We start from the raw sequence: 17,185 nt of genomic DNA on the forward strand, positions 1-17,185 counted from the left end.
GCACGGGGCCGCCCCACCCGCCTGGCGGCGCGCCGAACTGCGCCCGGTCGAACTCAAGGACGGCCGGCGCCTCCAGCAGGTCTGCTACGACGAGCGTCAGGCCCACACCTCCAACCTCGCCTACCCGGCCGAGGCCGCCGCCGGGGTGGACGCCCTGCTCGCCGAGCCCTATGGCAACTGGCACGTCGAGACGGCCGAGTCGACCGTCCAGGTGCGGGTGACCAAGAAGGGCCAGGCCCAGGTGCACCGCCAGCGCGCCGAAGGCGCGGTTGGCCCGACCGCCCACGACCGGGTGAAGCCGCGCCTGATCGATCCTGGCGACCCCATCTTCGGCGTCCTCGGCGCGGACGCCGCCAAGCGCCGCCAGGTCGACGCCTTCCTGCGGCTGCTCGCCCCGACCTTGGATGCCGTCGAGGATCGGGCACCGCTGCACGTGGTCGACCTCGGCTGCGGCAACGCGTACCTGTCCTTCGCCGCGCACCGCTACCTGGCCACGCAGCGGGCCGAGCGCGGCGGGGCTCGGCTGACCGGTGTCGACCTGCGCGACGCCGCGCGGGCCCGGAACACGGCCATCGCTGAGAAGCTCAGCGCCGCGGACGTGAGCTTCGTGGCCGGCACCATCGCCGACGCCGAGCTGCCGCCCGGTGACCTGGTGCTCGCCCTGCACGCCTGCGACACCGCGACCGATGACGCGCTCGCGCGGGCCGTTCGGTGGGAAGCTCCGGTGGTGATCGCCGCACCGTGCTGCCACCACGAGACCGCAGCCGCGATCCGCGCGGCCGGCGCACCCGCGCCCTACGGATTGCTCGGCAAGCACGGCATCCTGCGCGAGCGGATGGCCGACGTGCTCACCGATGCGCTGCGCGCGACCCTGCTGCGCCTGCTCGGCTACCGGGTCGACGTGGTCGAGTTCGTCAGCAGCGAGCACACCGCCCGCAACGTCGCGATCCGCGCCGTGCGGACCGGTGCCGCGGCCGATCCAGATCTGGTCCCCGAGTACCGCTCGCTGGTCAAGGCCTGGGGCCTGCGGCCCCACCTCGCGGTCCTGCTCGCCGACGAGCTGACGGTCCGTCACGGCGGTGCGTGGTGAAGCGCGCGGCGGCGCTGGTCGGCGTCCTCGCGCTGCTCGGCCTGACCGCGGGCGTGGCCGACGCCGCGGACAAGAAGGTCGCCTTCCAGTTCCAGGACGACCGGATCACCGAGTCCAGCGGCCTGGCGGCCAGTACGAAGAACACCGGCATCGTCTACACCCACAACGATTCCGACGCCGGCCCGATCCTCTACGCCGTCAACGACTCCACCGGCGACACCGTCGCCACCCTCACTCTCAAGGGCGCGCCGGCCCGTGACTGGGAAGCCATGACGCGGTGCAAGGACGACGGCACCGACCTGCTGTGGGTCGGCGACATCGGCGACAACATCGACGCCTGGAAGACCTACCCCCTGCTCCGCGTCGAGGAGCCGTCGAACCCGACGACCGGCGACGTGAAGTGGACGCAGTACGACATGCGCTACGACGACGGCAAGGCCCGCGACGCCGAGGCGCTGCTCTGCGACCCCCGCAACGGCCGGCTCTACGTCATCACCAAGGAGACCGCGGACAAGGCCGGGGTCTACCGTGGCCCGGCGACGATGAAGGCCGGCACGACGAACACCTTCACCCGCATCGCGGACGCCCCCGGCGCCGTGACCGACGCGTCGTTCTTCTCCGACGGCCGCTTCGTCGTCACCCGCGGGTACTTCGACGCGCACATCCTGAGCCCGAACGCGGGCTGGAAGTCGGTCGTGAAATTCACGCCGCCGATCCAGATCCAAGGCGAATCGGTCGCCGCGTCGGCCGACGGCGAAGCGCTGCTGTTCGGAAGCGAGGGCGTCGGCTCCTCGGTCTGGCGGGTGCCGATCCCGGAGGACGTCAACAAGCTGCCGAACTCTGCGGTGAGCGCCCAGGACGCCAAGGACGCCGCCAACGCCGCGAAGGACAAGGCGAAGGACGGCAAGAACGCCGGCAAGGGGGCGAAGAACAAGGCCGGGGACGCGAAGGACACCGCGCAGCGGATCAATGACGAGGGCATCCCCGGCATCGACGGGCAGATGGTCGCCCTGATCAGCGCCCTCGGCCTCGGCGTTCTCGTCCTGGTGCTGGCCACCCGCCGAGACTGAGGTCCGTCCGGGCATGTATGCCCGGGTGACACGACACGCCGAGGCGAATGCGGCGCGTCGTGGTCACCGAGGCATGGATGCCCGGGTGACGGTGTCGCTACCAGCCGACCTGCTCGCAACCGGTGTGATCGGCGGGCTCGACCTGCAGCGTCGCGTGGTCGAGCTTGTGCGTGCTCGAGAGCAGATGCCGGGCCTGGTCCAGGACCGCGTGGGTGTCGGCGCCGACCTCGACGACGAGGTGCGCGGTCGCGACCTCCATCTCCGAGGTCAGCGTCCACACGTGCAGATCGTGGACGTCGACGACGCCGGGCACTGCGGCCAGGTCGGCCTGCAGTGCGGTCAGGTCGATGTGCGGGGGAGCGACCTCCAGCAGCACCCGCAGCGCCTGCGCGCCGAGACGGTAGGTGCGGGGCAGGATCCAGAGCCCGAGGACGATCGCCAGGGCCGGGTCGATCCAGTCCTCGCCGGTGACGCCGATCAGGATCGCGGCGACGATGACGCCGGCCGAGCCGACCGCGTCGGCGAGCACCTCCAGATACGCGCCCCGGACGTTGAGGCTCTCCTTCGCGCCCTCGCGTAGTAGCCAGAACCCGACCAGGTTCACCGCGAGGCCCGCGCAGGCGACGGCGAAGACCGGGAGGGCCTCGATGTCGACCGGGTCCTGCAGGCGGTCGATCGCCTTCCAGAGCACGTAGGCCGCGACACCGAACAGCAGCACGGCGTTCGCCAGGGCGGCGAGCACCTCAAGGCGGTACAGCCCGAAGGTGCGTCCCGCCGAGGCCCCGACCTGTGCCCGCGACGCGGCGGCGATCGCGGCCAGCGCCATCCCGAGCCCAGCGGTGTCGGTGAGCATGTGCCCGGCGTCGGAGAGCAGCGCAAGGGAATCGGTGGCCAGCGCCACGACGACCTCGACGACGAGGAACAGCGCGGCCAGGACGAACGCGACGGTCAGGCGGCCGCGGTGGCGTTCGCCGGCGCGCGCCGCGGAAGGGCCGTGGCCATGACCGTGCCCGTGCCCCACCCGTGCCTCCGACCTGATGACGGCTCAGTCGTCGAGGGTAGCGACCTCGGCCGGGCGTCGGCCCGAGACGATGAGCGAGGTCACGGCCACCGCGAGCAGGATCGGCACCAGGGTGAAGGCCGCCTGGATGCCGGCCGCGTCCGACATCGCGCCCATCAGCAGCGGGACCGTCGCCGCGGCCACGCCCACCCCGAGGGCCGCGCGGCCGGCGGCGAGGTCGGGGTGCCCGTCGCCGGCCTCGATCGCCGCGGTGACGGCGAGCGGGTAGTGCAGCGACATCCCCAGACCCATCAGCGCGAGACCGGTCAGTCCCTGCACCGGGGTGCCCGCCGTCCAGAACACGATGAACCCGCCGCCGGCCAGGAACAGGGCCGCCAGCAGCACGCCCGCCGGGCGGCGTGAGGCGAACCGCGGGCCCAGCAGCCGGCCGGTGAGCATCCCGGCGAGCAGCACGCTGACCCCGGCCGCGGCCCCGCCGTTGCCCATGCCCGCGGAATCGCGGAGCAGGTCCGAGGACCACACCGTCATCGCCGCCTCGACGCCGATCACCATCGCGACGACGAGCCAGGCGCCCCAGTACTTACGCGGCAGCTTGCCCTGAGTGCCGCGGTCCGGTGCCACGCCGTCGGGCACCGGTTCGCGGCCGAGGGTGAACGCCAGCGCGACGGCCAGCACGACGACGCCGAGCAGCACCGGTCGCCAGCCGAACTGCAGCGCCGCGGCGATGCCGATCAGCGCCGGCGCGATCAGGCCGAACGCGGCGGCGACCGCGTTCGCTTCGGTGATCGCGGCCGGCGCCTTGTCCTCGTGCCGCTCGCGCAGGATGACCGCGGATCCGGTCACCAGCAGCGAACCGAACCCGCCGGCGATGAATGTTCCGGTCAGCGTGACGGCGAGCAGGTCCCACGAGCAGAGGATCGCGACGCCCGCGGCGAGCCCGGCCATCCCGACCCGGGCGGTCAGCCCACGGCCCAGGCCCCGCGCGAGCCTCGGGTAGAGCGAGGACGCCGTGATCGAGCCGGCGGAGATCATCGTCGCGTGCAACCCGGCGACGGTGTTGGAGATGTCGAGCTCGTCGCGCAGGATCGGCACCACCGGGCCGAAGCCGAAGAGGAAGTACCCCCACAGCCCGAGCTGGCAGTAGACCAGCAGCGTCAGCCGGTCCCGGTCCCCGCTCATGCGTTGCGTCCGAAGAAGGGTGCGCTATAGCGCTCGCCGCGTCGGACGTCCCGCCCCCGCTGTGGTGCGCTGGGGCGGACGTCCGAAGGAGGGTGCGCTATAGCGCTCGCCGCTTCGGACGTCCGCACGAATGGAGCGTTACAGCGCGGCGACGACGTGGTCGATGCAGGCGGTCAGCGCCTCGACGTCGGCCGGGTCGATGGCCGGGAACATCGCGACGCGCAGCTGGTTGCGGCCCAGCTTTCGGTACGGCTCGGTGTCGACGATCCCGTTGGCGCGCAGCACCTTGGCGACCTCGGCCGCGTCGACCGAATCGGCGAAGTCGATGGTGCCGACGACCGCGGAACGCATCGCCGGATCCTGGACGAACGGCGTCGCGTACTCCGACTTCTCGGCCCAGTTGTAGAGCCGGGTCGAGGAGTCGGTGGTCCGGTCCACGGCCCAGCCCAGGCCGCCCTGGCCGTTGATCCACTCCAGCTGTTCGGCGAGCAGGAACAGCGTGGAGAGCGCCGGGGTGTTGTAGGTCTGGTCCTTCGTCGAGTTGTCGATCGCGGTCGGCAGGTCGAAGAAGGTCGGGATGTAGCGGGCCGAGCCGGAGATCTCAGTGACGCGGGCCAGCGCGGCCGGCGACATGACCGCGATCCAGAGCCCGCCGTCGGAGGCAAGGCACTTCTGTGGCGCGAAGTAGTAGCAGTCGGTCTCGGTGATGTCGACCGGCAGCCCGCCGGCGCCCGAGGTCGCGTCGACCAGCACGAGCGCGTCGGCGTCGGCCCCGGCCGGACGGATGATCGGCATCGCGACGCCGGTCGAGGTCTCGTTGTGGGTCAGGCCGTAGACGTCGATGCCTTCCCCGGCCTCCGCCTGCGGGTGCGTGCCCGGCTCGCTCTTGATGACGCTCGGCTCGCCCAGCCACGGGGCGCCGGAGCAGACCGAGGCGAACTTGGAGGAGAACTCGCCGAAGTGCAGGTGCTGGCTGCGGGCGCGGACGAGGCCGAAGGCGGCGATGTCCCAGAACGCGGTCGCGCCGCCGTTGCCGAGGACGACCTCGTAGCCCGCGGGGAGGGAGAACAGGTCCGAGACGCCGGAGCGGACCCGCCCGACCAGGCTCTTGACCGGCTTCTGCCGGTGCGAGGTGCCGAGCACCGAACCGCCGGAAGCGGCGAGGGCGGCCAGCGCCTCGGGCCGGACCTTGGAGGGACCACAGCCGAATCGGCCGTCGGCCGGAAGGAGGTCAGCGGGGATCTTGATGTCGGTCACTCTTTCTCCTCGCTAGCGCTCGTCGAACTCGCTCCGACGTCGCTGCTGCGTCATTGGTGAGCTCGCTGCGCTCGCTCACGTGAATAGTCCTCGGATCAGAGGGAGGGGACGGGGTCGGCGCCGCTGCCGACTGCCGACCATTCTTCCGTAGTGCTGCTCTTGGTCGCGCCGGGAAATCACCTGGGCGGATCGACCACTCGCTCATGCATGAGCGGCTGGTCGATTTCGGGCCGGATTCGGGCCCAAACGCCACCACTCACTCATGCATGAGCGAATGGTTGCGGTGCCCGGGCCTCAGGCGAGCAGGTGGGCCTGCGGGATGTCGCTGAAGCCGTCGACGTCCTCGGGCATCCGGGTCGGCGGGCCGACGTAGCGGGCCGAGGGGCGGATCAGGCGGCCGGTGCGCTTCTGCTCCAGGATGTGCGCGCTCCACCCGGCGGTGCGGGCGCAGGTGAACATCGCGGTGAACATGTGCGGCGGGACCTCGGCGAAGTCCAGGACGATCGCGGCCCAGAACTCGACGTTGGTCTCCAGGACCCGGTCGGGGCGGCGGGCGCGCAGCTCCTCGAGGGCGGCCTTCTCCAGGGCCTCGGCGATCTCGTAGCGCGGGGCGCCGAGCTCGCGGGCGGTGCGGCGCAGGACGCGGGCGCGGGGGTCCTCGGCCCGGTAGACCCGGTGGCCGAAGCCCATCAGACGGTCGCCCTTGTCGAGCAGGTCCTTGACGTACTTGGTGGCGTCGCCGGTCTTCTCGATGGCCTCGATCATGTGCAGCACGCGGGACGGGGCGCCGCCGTGCAGCGGGCCGGACATCGCGCCGACCGCCCCGGAGAGCGCCGCCGCGACGTCGGCGCCGGTGGAGGCGATCACCCGGGCGGTGAAGGTGGAGGCGTTCATGCCGTGCTCGGCCGCGGAGGTCCAGTAGGCGTCGATCGCGGCGACGTGCTTGGGGTCGGGCTCCCCCTGCCAGCGGATCATGAAGCGCTCGACGATGGTCTTGGCCTTGTTGACCTCGCTCTGCGGCACCATCGGCTTGCCGGCCCCGCGGGCGGACTGCGCGACGTAGGACAGCGCCATCACCGCGGCGCGGGCCAGGTCGTCGCGGGCCTGGTCGTCGTCGATGTCCAGCAGCGGCTTCATCCCCCAGGCCGGGGCGAGCATCGCCAGGGCCGACTGGACGTCGACCCGGATGTCCCCGGAGTGGATCGGGATCGGGAACGGCTCGGCCGGGGGCAGGCCCGGGTTGAAGGAGTTGTCGACCAGCAGACCCCAGACGTGACCGAACGTCATCCGTCCGACCAGATGTTCGATGTCGACGCCGCGGTAGCGCAGCGCGCTGCCTTCCTTGTCCGGCTCGGCGATCTCACTCTCGAACGCGATGACACCTTCGAGGCCGGGTACGAAGTCGGACATGAGGGGGGCCCTTTCGACGGGCGGGCAGAAGGAAGTGCTCAAGGCCCATTCTGTACCCGTCGACAAATCCCGGGAGCTCCTGCCCGGACGCCCCTCGGTGGGTCCGCCTGTCGGGAAATAGGCTCGCCTCATGACGATCACGACGCAAACGGTGGAATTCGCGAGCAACGGCGGCACGGCCGGTGGCTACCTGGCGGTGCCCGGGAGCGGCAGCGGCCCGGGTGTGGTGGTCGTCCAGGAATGGTGGGGCCTGGACCCCTCGATCAAGATCATGACCGACCGGCTGGCCGAGGCCGGGTTCGTCGCGCTGGCCCCCGATCTCTTCCACGGTGAGCTCGCCGCGCACGACGAGATGGACAAGGCCGGTCACCTGATGACCAACCTGCCGCCGGGCCGCGCCGCCAAGGACATGAGCGGCGCCGTCGACCACCTCGCGGCCCACGCCGCCGTGACGAGCGCGAGCCTCGGCGTCATCGGATTCTGCATGGGCGGCATGCTCACCTTCCTGCTCGCCGCCGGCCGCGGGGACAAGATCTCGGCGGCGGTTCCGTTCTACGGCTTCCCCGGCCCGGACTCCGAGCCGGACTGGTCCGGCCTGACCGCGGTGGTCCGCGGCCACATGGCCGAGAACGACGACTTCTTCACCCCGGACGCCGCCATGGCCCTGGAGAAGAAGCTCGTCGGCCTCGGCAAGGACGTCCAGCTGACGGTGCACCCGGGTTCGGGTCACGCGTTCATGAACCCGATGAACCCGCTCGGCACCCAGGACGCCGAACTGGCCGCGCGCTGCTGGGCCGAGGCGACCGCGTTCCTCCACTCCCAGCTTGGCTGACGAGACGTCAGATCTCGCGGCGATGCGCCGCGAGTACATGGAAGCTGGGCTGGACCGCGCCGACCTGCCGGCCGATCCGATCGCCGCGTTCAAGCTCTGGTTCGACGAGGTCGTCGAGGCCGGCCTGGCCGAGCCCAACGCCATGGTGGTCTCGACCGCCGGCCCGTCGTCCCGGATGGCGCTGCTCAAGACTGTCGACGAGCGCGGCTTCGTCTTCTACACCAACTACACCTCGCGCAAGGCGCGCGAGCTCGAGGCCGACCCGCGCGTCTCGCTGCTCTTCCCCTGGCACGGCCTGCGCCGTCAGGTGATCGTGGGCGGCACCGCGGCCCGGGTCTCCCGCGCCGAGACCGAGGAGTACTTCGGCTCCCGCCCTCGCGGCTCGCAGCTGGGCGCCTGGGCCAGTCCGCAGTCCAGCGTGATCGCCGACCGCTCAGACCTCGAGGCCCGCTACGCCGAGCTCGAGGCTCGCTGGCCCGACGCCGTCCCCTGCCCCGACTTCTGGGGCGGCTACCTGATCACCCCGGCGACGATCGAGTTCTGGCAAGGCCGCGAATCCCGCCTGCACGACCGCCTGCGCTATTCCCGCACCGGCGCCGCCTGGACTGTCGATCGATTGGCGCCCTGACCGGTCAGGTCAGTGCAGGAACCGGGACAGGGAAAGGCCCGTGGGGTGCCGGTTCGAAAACCGACCGCTCGGAGGGACGTATCCCCGAGCACCCACGGGCCCCGGTGACTGCAGTGGATTCGCCGAACCGCAGACCTTCGGTCAAGTGAAGGCACCTAGTCAATGCGGCTAGCTTGCAGCCACCTCACGCGTCCTATAGCTACACAAAGCCTGGACCACCTCCTCTCACGTGTACGAGAACGGTACGCCGAGATCGCGCGCCGTGTCGAGCAGATTTGAACCGGTCCTCAGGCCTTGAGCTCGGCCAGCCGGGCCAGGGCCTCGACCCGCTCCTCGGCGTGGTCGACGATCCGCTCCGGATACCCGTGGGTGTACCCGTCGAGGAACTCCCACGGGGAGTGGGCGGCCTTGCCGTCCAGGTGTCGCAGCTCGGGCACGTAGCGGCGGACGTAGTCCCCGGAGGGGTCGAACTTCAAGCCCTGCGTCATCGGGTTGAACACCCGGAAGTAGGGCGCGGCGTCGGTGCCGCAGCCGGCCACCCACTGCCAGCCGTGCTGATTGGACGCCAGGTCGCCGTCCCGCAGCCACTGCATGAAGTGCCGGGCCCCGTGCTGCCACTCCACGTGCAGGTCCTTGACCAGGAAGGAGGCGACGACCATCCGGACCCGGTTGTGCACCCAACCCTCGGCGCGCAGTTGGCGCATCCCGGCGTCGACGAAGGGGAACCCGGTCCGTCCGGAACGCCAGGCGTCGAAGTCCTCGGCCGGCGCGACGTACCGCATCCGCGCGTACTCCGCGCGCAGGTACTCCCGCGCCGTCTCCGGGCGATGGAAGAGCACATCGGCGTAGAACTCCCGCCAGGCCAGTTCCTTGGCGTAGACCTCGTGCCGCTCCGGATCGAGGTCGGCCAGCAGGGTGCGCGGGTGCACCTCGCCCCACTTCAGCGCGTGGGACAGCTGCGAGGTGCCGTCGAGGTCGGGGCGGTCCCGGGCCTCGGCGTAGTCGTCCAGGGAGTCCTGGAACTTCCGCCACCGGCGCATGGCCGCTTCCTCGCCGGCGGTGGGCAGTTCGGTCCCGTCGGGAACCGCCGAAGTAGGTATGTCGTGGGACGTCAGCGGGTACTCCCACCGCACCGACCGGGGCGAGGGCGCCGGGGCCCGCCAGCCGTGTTCGCGCCAGGCCCGGAAGAACGGCGAGTAGACCTTGTACGGCTCGTTCGACCCGTTGCGCACCCGCCCGGGGGCCACCGCGTACGGCGACCCGACCCGCTCCAGCCGGATGCCGTGCTCGGCCAGTGCGGAGTCGACGAGGTCGTCACGCGCGCGCCCGTACGGGCCGAAGTCCGCCGCGACGTAGACCACGTCGGCCTTGGCCGCCCGCGCCACCGCGACGACCTGCTCGAGCGGGTCACCGCGACGCAGCAGCAGACCGTCCCCGCCGATCCGCGACCCCAGAGCCGCGAGCGAGGCCGCGAGGTAGGCGCGCCTGACCTCGCCCGAGGGCTTCCACAGGGCGGGGTCGATCACGAACAGCGGCACCACGGCCGACGGCCCGTCTCCGAAGCCGCCCTGCCCGGCGGCCGCCAGCAGTGCCGGGTTGTCGCGCAGTCGAAGGTCGCGGCGGAACCACATCACGTTGGCGCTCATTGCGATCGAGCCCAATCAGAAACATTGCGGTGCTTCGGTGGCGTCACCTCAGGGCCTAGGGTGCGCGCAGGCGCCGGGTACTGCCCCCCGGTGCGAGCCCGGCCCTCGGAGGTCCGTATGGCGTCCGCAATGCGTCTTCGCTCAGCTGCGGCCGTCTCCCTGTCCCTCGCCCTGGCTGGTGTCGGGCTCGATCAATCTCAACGGGCTCAATGTCAAGCCGTGATCCCGGAGTAGTGCCGACGTGACGACGATCCTTCTGGAGCCGGTCGAGGGTGATCCGGCGCCCCTGGCGGCGAGCGACCTCGGCCGCTCACCGCGCCAGATCGCCTGGCGGCGGTTCCGCCGGGACCGGGTCGGCGTGGTCTCCGGGCTCGTCGTGCTGTTCTTCATCGCCGTCGCCGCGCTGGCCCCGGTGATTGCCGCGCTCTACGGCAAGAACCCGGACACGACCTACGGGCTGGACAACCCCGGCCTGCTGAACCAGTACAGCTTCCCGATCGGTGCCCGCGGCGGGATGAGCAGCGAGTACTGGCTGGGCCTGGAGCCGGGGCTGGGCCGCGACGTGTTCATGCAGCTGGTCTACGGCGCGCGCACCTCGCTGTTCATCGCCTTCTCGGTCGCGCTGATCACCTCGGTGTTCGGCGTCCTGTTCGGCATCGTCACCGGGTACCTCGGTGGCCGCATCGATGCCGTCGGCGGCTGGATCCTCGACCTCATGCTCGCCTTCCCAGGCCTGCTGATGCTGATCGCGCTGAGTCTGGTCGTCAACGACGTCATGGTCGGCGATGAGGAGGAGGCGTCGACGATATTGCGCTTCGCCACCGTCATCGTGCTTTTCTCGATCTTCGGCTGGGTCTTCCAGGCCCGTCTGATCCGGGGTCAGGTTCTCTCGTTGCGGGAGCGCGAATTCGTCGACGCGGCCCGGATGTCCGGCGCCGGGACCTGGCGGATCGTGCGCCGGGAGCTGTTGCCCAACCTGTGGTCGCCGATCCTGGTGACCTTCTCGATCGCGGTTCCCTCGATCATCACCGGCGAGGCAGCGCTCTCGTTCCTCGGGGTGGGGATCGTGGAGCCGATCCCGGACTGGGGCCGGATGGTCAACCACGGTTCCCAGGTCTATCTGGCCGACCCGGCCTACATGCTCATCCCCGGCGGTGCGCTGCTGGTGATGGTGCTCGCGTTCAACCTGCTCGGCGACGCCGTCCGCGACGCCCTGGACTCGAAAGGTCTGCGATGACACGGATCCCAAGGACGCCGCTGGCGGTCCTGCTCGCTGCGGCGCTGCTGCTCACCGGGTGCGGCGGAGGCGATGACGATTCCTCCACCCCGGGCGCAAGCTCCGCCCCGGGGGACAAGCCGAGCGGCGAGGAGCGCGTGGTCTACCGCTACGGGATCGACAACGAGGCCGAGGGCCCAGCCCCCGCGGTCGAGGGCGCGGTCCCCGGCGGGACCGTGCGGGTCTACAACGTCGTCGACTTCGGTCACCTGGACCCGGCCCGGATCTACTCCAACTACGAGCAGGCGACCTCGCTGCTGATGACCCGCGCGCTGACCGGGTACCGGCAGAGCGGCAGCGATGTCTCGCTGGTGGGCGACCTGGCGACCAACACCGGGGTCACCAAGGACGGCGGCAAGACCTGGACCTACACCCTGCGGGACGGGGTCACCTGGGAGGACGGATCGCCGATCACCTCGGCCGACGTCAAGTACGGCCTCGAGCGGTCCTTCGAGAAGACCTACGTCGAGGGGCCGACCTACCTGCAGACCTGGTTCGCCGACAGCCAGGACTTCCGCAAGTACTACGCCGGGCCCTACGGCGGGAAGTCCCTGGACGCGATCAGAACGCCGGACGCGAAGACGATCGTGCTGAAGTTCCCCAAGGCTCAGCCTGACGTTCCCTTTGCGCTCGCGATGCCGGCCGGCGCGGCGGTCAAGAAGAGCGCGGATACCCGGGCCAAGTACGACCTGGACCCGTTCGCCTCCGGCCCGTACAAGATCGAGGCCCACAAGGTCGACAAGTCGATGACGCTGGTGCCCAACACCAACTGGAAGCCGGAGTCCGACCCGATCCGCACGGCCTACGTGGACAAGTTCGAGTTCGCCTTCGGCGAGCTGCCGCTGGCCACGAACCAGCGCCTGATTGCGGCGAACGGCGAGGACCAGGCCGGCATGACCAGTGTTGACCAGGTCTCACCCGAGGTGCTCGCGCAGGTCGTCTCGACCCCGGACCTGCTTCAGCGGACGGTCTCGGGCTACACCCCGTTCAGCACCTACCAGGCGATCAACACCAAGCGGATCACCGACCTGCGGGTGCGCAAGGCCCTCATGTACGCCTACCCGCGCCAGCAGATCCGCCAGATCCTCGGCGGCCCGAACAACGGGGATTTCGCCACCACGATCGGCTCCCCGACCCTCGTCGGGCACGAGGAGTCCGACCTGTTCAACGTGCCCCCGGCCGGCGACCCGGAGAAGGCCCGGGCGTTGCTGACCGAGGCCGGCAAGCTCGGGCAGAAGATCGTCTACGCGTTCGGCGCCCTGCCGCGCGGAGAGCAGATCGCGGTCGCGGTGGTGGACGGGCTGGAGAAGGCGGGCTTCACCGTCGTCAAGAAGGCGATCGACCCGAAGAACTTCTCCGAGCAGGTCAGCGACCCGGACAATAAGTTCGACCTCTACTACGGGGGCTGGGGAGCGGACTGGCCCAGCGGGTCGACCGTCTACCCGGTGCTCTTCGACGGCCGCAAGATCAGCACCGGCTCCTACAACACCGCGTTGCTCAATGACCCGGCCATCAACTCCGAGATCGACGAGATCTCCCTGATCGCGGACCCGGTCGAGGCCGGCAAGCGCTGGGCCGCGTTGGACCGCAAGATCCTCGAGCAGGTCCCGGTCATCCCCGACCTCTACGACCGGGCCCAGCAGCTTTACGGCCCGAAGATCGGGGGCGCGGAGCTGGACATCGTGCTCGGCATCATCTCGATGAACGGGATCTTCGTGCGCCCGTGATCTGATCACCCGTCAGCTGCGTTCGCCACCGGAAAGGCCAGCCGCCCGTGTTCCGCTTCGTGATCCGTCGCCTCCTCGGCGCCGCGGTGATCCTGGCGGTGGTCAGCTTCGCGACGTTCCTGCTCTTCTTCGTGATCCCCGGTGACCCGGCCCGGCTGTCCTGCGGGAAGTCCTGCACCCCGGAGCGGCTGGCCGACATCCGGGCCTCGCTCGGCATCGACCGCCCGGTCCTGGAGCAGTACTGGGAGTACATGAAGGGGATCTTCGCCGGCCGGGACTTCCTCCAGGCCGGCGAGGTCGTGCACTGCGACATCCCGTGCTTCGGCTACTCCTTCACCAACCAGCAGCCGGTCTGGGAAACCCTGGTCGACCGCTTCCCGGCGACGCTGTCGCTGGCGATCGGCGCCTCGGTGCTGTTCCTGGCGGTCGGGATCGGGCTGGGGGCGGTCTCGGCGTTGCGGGCCGGATCGCTCTTCGACCGCATCGGGATCAGCTTCGCGCTGGTCGGGGCCTCGGTGCAGATCTTCTTCCTCGGCCCGTTGCTGAACAACATCTTCGTCAACCAGCTCGGCTGGCTCCCGCAACCGCGCTACGTCCCCCTCACCGACGATCCCGTGGGGTGGTTCAGCGGGCTGCTGCTGCCGTGGCTGGTCCTGGCTTTCGTCAGCATCGCCATCTACGCCCGGCTCACCCGCGCCGCGGCGATCGAGGCGCTCTCCGAAGACTTCGTCCGGGCCGGCCGCGCCCGCGGCCTGGCCGCGCGAACGCTCCACCTCAAACACACCGGCCGCGCCACTATCACGCCCGTGATGACCGTGTTCGGCCTCGACATCGCGACCCTGCTCGGCGGCGCGATCATCACCGAGACCGTGTTCAACATCCAGGGGATCGGCAAGCTCGCCCTCACCTCGCTGACCAACTCGGACCTGCCGATGATCATGGCGACGGTGCTGGTCGCGGCCATCTTCATCGTGCTCGCGAACCTGGTCGTGGACATCGCCTACGCGCTCGTGGACCCCCGGGTGCGGATCACGTGACGGCGTCGACCCCGTTCCTCGACGTCCGTGACCTCCGGGTGAGCTTCGCGACCGAGGACGGACTCGTGCAGGCCGTCGACGGGCTGTCCTTCACCGTGGAGCCGGGACGAACCCTCGGCATCGTGGGGGAGTCCGGCTCCGGCAAGACCGTGACCGGGCTCGCCGTGCTCGGGCTGCACGACCGCCGCCGGGCTACGGTCGGCGGTCAGATCCTGTTGCGCGGCCGCGACCTGGTCGGCCTGGACGAGCGGGCCCTGAACCAGTTGCGTGGTCCGGAGATCGCCATGGTCTTCCAGGACGCGCTGACCGCGCTCTCGCCGTACTACAGCGTCGGCAACCAGATCGCCGAGGGCTACCGCCGCCACGAGAAGGCGTCCAAGGCCGCCGCCCGCAAGCGGGCCATCGACCTGCTCGGCCGGGTCGGCATCCCCCGCCCGGAACAGCGCGTCGACTCCTACCCGCACGAGTTCTCCGGCGGCATGCGCCAGCGCGCGATGATCGCGATGGCGCTGGCCTGCGACCCGGAGCTGCTGATCGCGGATGAACCGACGACCGCGCTGGATGTCACGGTGCAGGCCCAGATCCTCGACCTGCTCGCCGACCTGCAGGCCGAGTTCAACTCCGCGATCATCCTGATCACCCATGACCTCGGGGTGGTCTCGCAGGTCGCCGACGACGTCCTGGTGATGTACGCCGGGCGCTGCGTGGAGTTCGGGGCCACCCGGGCCGTGCTCAACCGGCCGGGCCACCCGTACAGCTGGGGGCTGCTCTCCTCCGTCCCGCGCCTGACCGCGGCGGTGGACTCGGACCTGCTGGCCATCCGCGGGATTCCACCCAGCCTGATCGATCTGCCGGCGGGCTGTTCGTTCCGGCCGCGGTGCGACTACCCGGCCCTGGTGCCGGGCGACCGGTGCGCGCGGGAGGTCCCGGAGCTCACCCCCGCGGTGAGCACGGTAGCGGCCTGTCACCTCGACGCGGCGCAGCGCGAGCGGATCGTCGTCGAGACCCTGCTTCCGCTCTGGCGCGGCGAGGTCCGCGTGGAGGACGTCGTGGAGGACCTCGGGGACGCCGGCGCGGACGTTGGCTCGGACGTTGGCTCGGACGTTGGCTCGGACGTTGGCTCGGACGTTGGCTCGGACGTTGGCTCGGACGTCGGGGAGGGCGACAGATGAGCGAGCCGTTGCTCCGGGTGGAGGGCCTCACCAAGTACTTCCCGGTCCGGCAGGGCCTGCTGCTGCAGCGCGAGGTCGCGGCGGTGCACGCGGTGGACGGGATCGACTTCGAGGTCGCCCGCGGCGAGACGCTCGGCCTCGTGGGGGAGTCCGGCTGCGGCAAGACCACCACCGGTCGGCTGGTCACCCGGCTGCTGGAGCCCACGGCCGGCACGATCACCTTCGACGGGCGGGAGATCGCCCACCTGTCCCCGAAGCAACTGCGTCCGGTCCGGTCGCAGATCCAGATGATCTTCCAGGACCCGTACGCCTCGCTGAACCCGCGGCACACGGTCGGCGCGATCGTCGCCGCGCCGATGGAGGTCAACGACATCGACCCGCCCGGCGGGCGCAAGCGCCGGGTGCAGGAACTGCTGGAGACCGTCGGGCTCAATCCCGAGCACTACAACCGCTACCCGCACCAGTTCTCCGGCGGGCAGCGCCAGCGGATCGGGATCGCCCGGGCGCTGGCGCTCAACCCCAGCCTGATCGTCGCCGACGAGCCCGTCTCGGCGCTCGACGTCTCCATCCAGGCTCAGATCGTGAACCTGCTCCGGGACCTGCAGCGCGACCTCGCCCTGGCCTACGTCTTCATCGCCCACGACCTGGCCGTGGTGCGCCACGTCTCGCACCGGGTGGCGGTGATGTACCTGGGCAAGATCGTCGAATCCGCGCCCGCCGCAGAGCTCTATGCCGCCCCGCGGCACCCCTACACGCAGGCGCTGCTGTCCGCGGTGCCCGAGATCGACCACGGCTCCGAACCGGTCCCCCGCGCTCGGATCCGCCTCGTGGGGGACGTCCCGAGCCCCATCGACCCGCCCTCCGGGTGCCGGTTCCGCACCCGCTGCCCGATCGCCCAGCAGCGCTGTGAGCAGGAGGAACCCCTGCTCGTCCCCCAGGCGCCGGGCGGTGAGCACCGCGTCGCTTGTCACTTCCCGCTGACCGGGCCGTTTGCCCCCTAGCGACTAGACTCGGGCCGGAAACGCACGGGAAGGGGCTGCTCGTGAGCGGCGACTTGATCGACACCACGGAGATGTACCTCCGGACGATCTTCGAGCTGGATGAAGAGGGCGTCATCCCGCTGCGGGCCCGCATCGCGGAGCGGCTCTCGCAGAGTGGTCCCACCGTGAGCCAGACCGTGGCCCGGATGCAGCGCGACGGCCTGGTCACCGTCCAGGGCGACCGTCACCTGGAGCTCACCGAGTCGGGCCGCAAGTACGCCGTGCGGGTGATGCGCAAGCACCGCCTGGCCGAGTGCCTGCTGGTCCAGATCATCGGGCTGGAAGCGACCGAGGTGCACGCCGAGGCCTGCAAGTGGGAACACGTCATGTCCGAGACGGTGGAGCGCCGGATCCTCGAGCTGCTCAACCACCCGACCGAGTCTCCGTACGGCAACCCGATCCCAGGCCTTGAGGAGCTCGGCGACGCCGACACCGACTCCTTCCTCGAGGGCCTGCAATCGTTGGACAGCGTGGCCACCGACGCCGGCGTGTCCGTGGTGGTCCGCCGGATCGGCGAGTCGGCCCAGGACGACCTCGCGGTGGTCCGCGGCATGTTCCGCGCGGGCGTCCGTCCGGGTGGTTCTGTGGTCGCCCGGACCGCTCCCGGTGGCGTGCTGGTCGGCCAGGCCGGCGAGACCATCGAGCTGGACCCGGCGACCGCGCAGCACGTGTTCGTCGAGGTGCTCGCGGGCGCGGCGCCCTAGCGCAAGCCGTGGGTGACGCGCGGGCGGATGTCGCGGCCGCAGCCGCCGGCATGGTGGCTGCGGGGCTGGTGGTCGGCACCGCCGGCAACATCAGCG

Annotated in this window: 15 protein-coding genes; 10 read left to right on the forward strand and 5 right to left on the reverse strand. The window is 70.6% G+C overall.

Going from position 1 to position 17,185, the window contains the following annotated elements; translation table 11 throughout:
• Together H0X00_RS10855 and H0X00_RS10860 are read left to right on the forward strand one after the other, a co-directional pair.
• The coding region (locus tag H0X00_RS10855) for an SAM-dependent methyltransferase (protein ID WP_293769877.1) at positions 1-1,090 on the forward strand (1,090 nt) is incomplete at its 5' end.
• Positions 1,087-2,160, forward strand: coding sequence for a hypothetical protein (locus H0X00_RS10860; protein ID WP_293769879.1), 1,074 nt, complete (start codon positions 1,087-1,089; stop codon positions 2,158-2,160). The genes H0X00_RS10855 and H0X00_RS10860, both read left to right, overlap by 4 nt.
• Positions 2,161-2,257: 97 nt before the next feature.
• Here H0X00_RS10860 and H0X00_RS10865 read toward each other — a convergent pair whose 3' ends face one another.
• The 4 genes from H0X00_RS10865 to H0X00_RS10880 all read right to left on the reverse strand — a co-directional run bounded on the left by H0X00_RS10865 (position 2,258) and on the right by H0X00_RS10880 (position 7,027).
• A complete protein-coding gene (locus H0X00_RS10865; protein ID WP_293769881.1) occupies positions 2,258-3,181 on the reverse strand; it encodes a cation diffusion facilitator family transporter in 924 nt (307 codons plus the stop codon).
• A gap of 24 nt (positions 3,182-3,205) precedes the next feature.
• Entirely contained in the window at positions 3,206-4,360 is a 1,155-nt protein-coding gene (locus tag H0X00_RS10870; protein ID WP_293769882.1) for a sugar MFS transporter, read from the reverse strand.
• A gap of 138 nt (positions 4,361-4,498) precedes the next feature.
• Positions 4,499-5,617 (reverse strand): phosphoserine transaminase, encoded by a 1,119-nt coding sequence (serC, locus tag H0X00_RS10875; RefSeq protein ID WP_293769884.1) that lies wholly within the window; start codon positions 5,615-5,617, stop codon positions 4,499-4,501.
• 294 nt (positions 5,618-5,911) lie between these two features.
• Positions 5,912-7,027, reverse strand: a complete 1,116-nt coding sequence (locus H0X00_RS10880) for a citrate synthase 2 (RefSeq protein WP_293769886.1) — start codon at positions 7,025-7,027, stop codon at positions 5,912-5,914.
• 130 nt (positions 7,028-7,157) lie between these two features.
• Between H0X00_RS10880 and H0X00_RS10885 the strand changes: the two genes are divergently transcribed.
• Positions 7,158-7,859, forward strand: a complete 702-nt coding sequence (locus tag H0X00_RS10885) for a dienelactone hydrolase family protein (RefSeq protein WP_293769887.1) — start codon at positions 7,158-7,160, stop codon at positions 7,857-7,859.
• Positions 7,852-8,487: a pyridoxamine 5'-phosphate oxidase gene (gene pdxH, locus H0X00_RS10890; RefSeq protein WP_293769889.1), complete on the forward strand. Its 636-nt coding sequence runs from the start codon at positions 7,852-7,854 to the stop codon at positions 8,485-8,487. The genes H0X00_RS10885 and pdxH overlap by 8 nt, the downstream gene beginning before the upstream one ends.
• Positions 8,488-8,774: 287 nt before the next feature.
• Here pdxH and H0X00_RS10895 read toward each other — a convergent pair whose 3' ends face one another.
• Positions 8,775-10,133: a deoxyribodipyrimidine photo-lyase gene (locus H0X00_RS10895; protein ID WP_293769890.1), complete on the reverse strand. Its 1,359-nt coding sequence runs from the start codon at positions 10,131-10,133 to the stop codon at positions 8,775-8,777.
• A gap of 241 nt (positions 10,134-10,374) precedes the next feature.
• Between H0X00_RS10895 and H0X00_RS10900 the strand changes: the two genes are divergently transcribed.
• The 6 genes from H0X00_RS10900 to H0X00_RS10925 are packed head-to-tail and all read left to right on the forward strand — an operon-like array spanning position 10,375 to position 17,089.
• Complete coding sequence (locus H0X00_RS10900; RefSeq protein ID WP_293769891.1) at positions 10,375-11,370, forward strand: ABC transporter permease; 996 nt, start codon at positions 10,375-10,377, stop codon at positions 11,368-11,370.
• Entirely contained in the window at positions 11,367-13,136 is a 1,770-nt protein-coding gene (locus H0X00_RS10905; protein ID WP_293769893.1) for an ABC transporter substrate-binding protein, read from the forward strand. Before H0X00_RS10900 ends, H0X00_RS10905 begins: the two co-directional genes overlap by 4 nt.
• A gap of 47 nt (positions 13,137-13,183) precedes the next feature.
• Positions 13,184-14,173: an ABC transporter permease gene (locus tag H0X00_RS10910; RefSeq protein ID WP_293769895.1), complete on the forward strand. Its 990-nt coding sequence runs from the start codon at positions 13,184-13,186 to the stop codon at positions 14,171-14,173.
• A complete protein-coding gene (locus H0X00_RS10915; protein ID WP_293769897.1) occupies positions 14,170-15,345 on the forward strand; it encodes an ABC transporter ATP-binding protein in 1,176 nt (391 codons plus the stop codon). The genes H0X00_RS10910 and H0X00_RS10915 overlap by 4 nt, the downstream gene beginning before the upstream one ends.
• Positions 15,342-16,346, forward strand: a complete 1,005-nt coding sequence (locus tag H0X00_RS10920; RefSeq protein ID WP_293769899.1) for an ABC transporter ATP-binding protein — start codon at positions 15,342-15,344, stop codon at positions 16,344-16,346. The genes H0X00_RS10915 and H0X00_RS10920 overlap by 4 nt, the downstream gene beginning before the upstream one ends.
• A 41-nt stretch (positions 16,347-16,387) precedes the next feature.
• Entirely contained in the window at positions 16,388-17,089 is a 702-nt protein-coding gene (locus tag H0X00_RS10925) for a metal-dependent transcriptional regulator (protein ID WP_293769900.1), read from the forward strand.
• Positions 17,090-17,185 lie beyond the last annotated feature (96 nt).

The organism is Sporichthya sp. (assembly GCF_013815995.1).
Classification (GTDB): domain Bacteria; phylum Actinomycetota; class Actinomycetes; order Sporichthyales; family Sporichthyaceae; genus Sporichthya.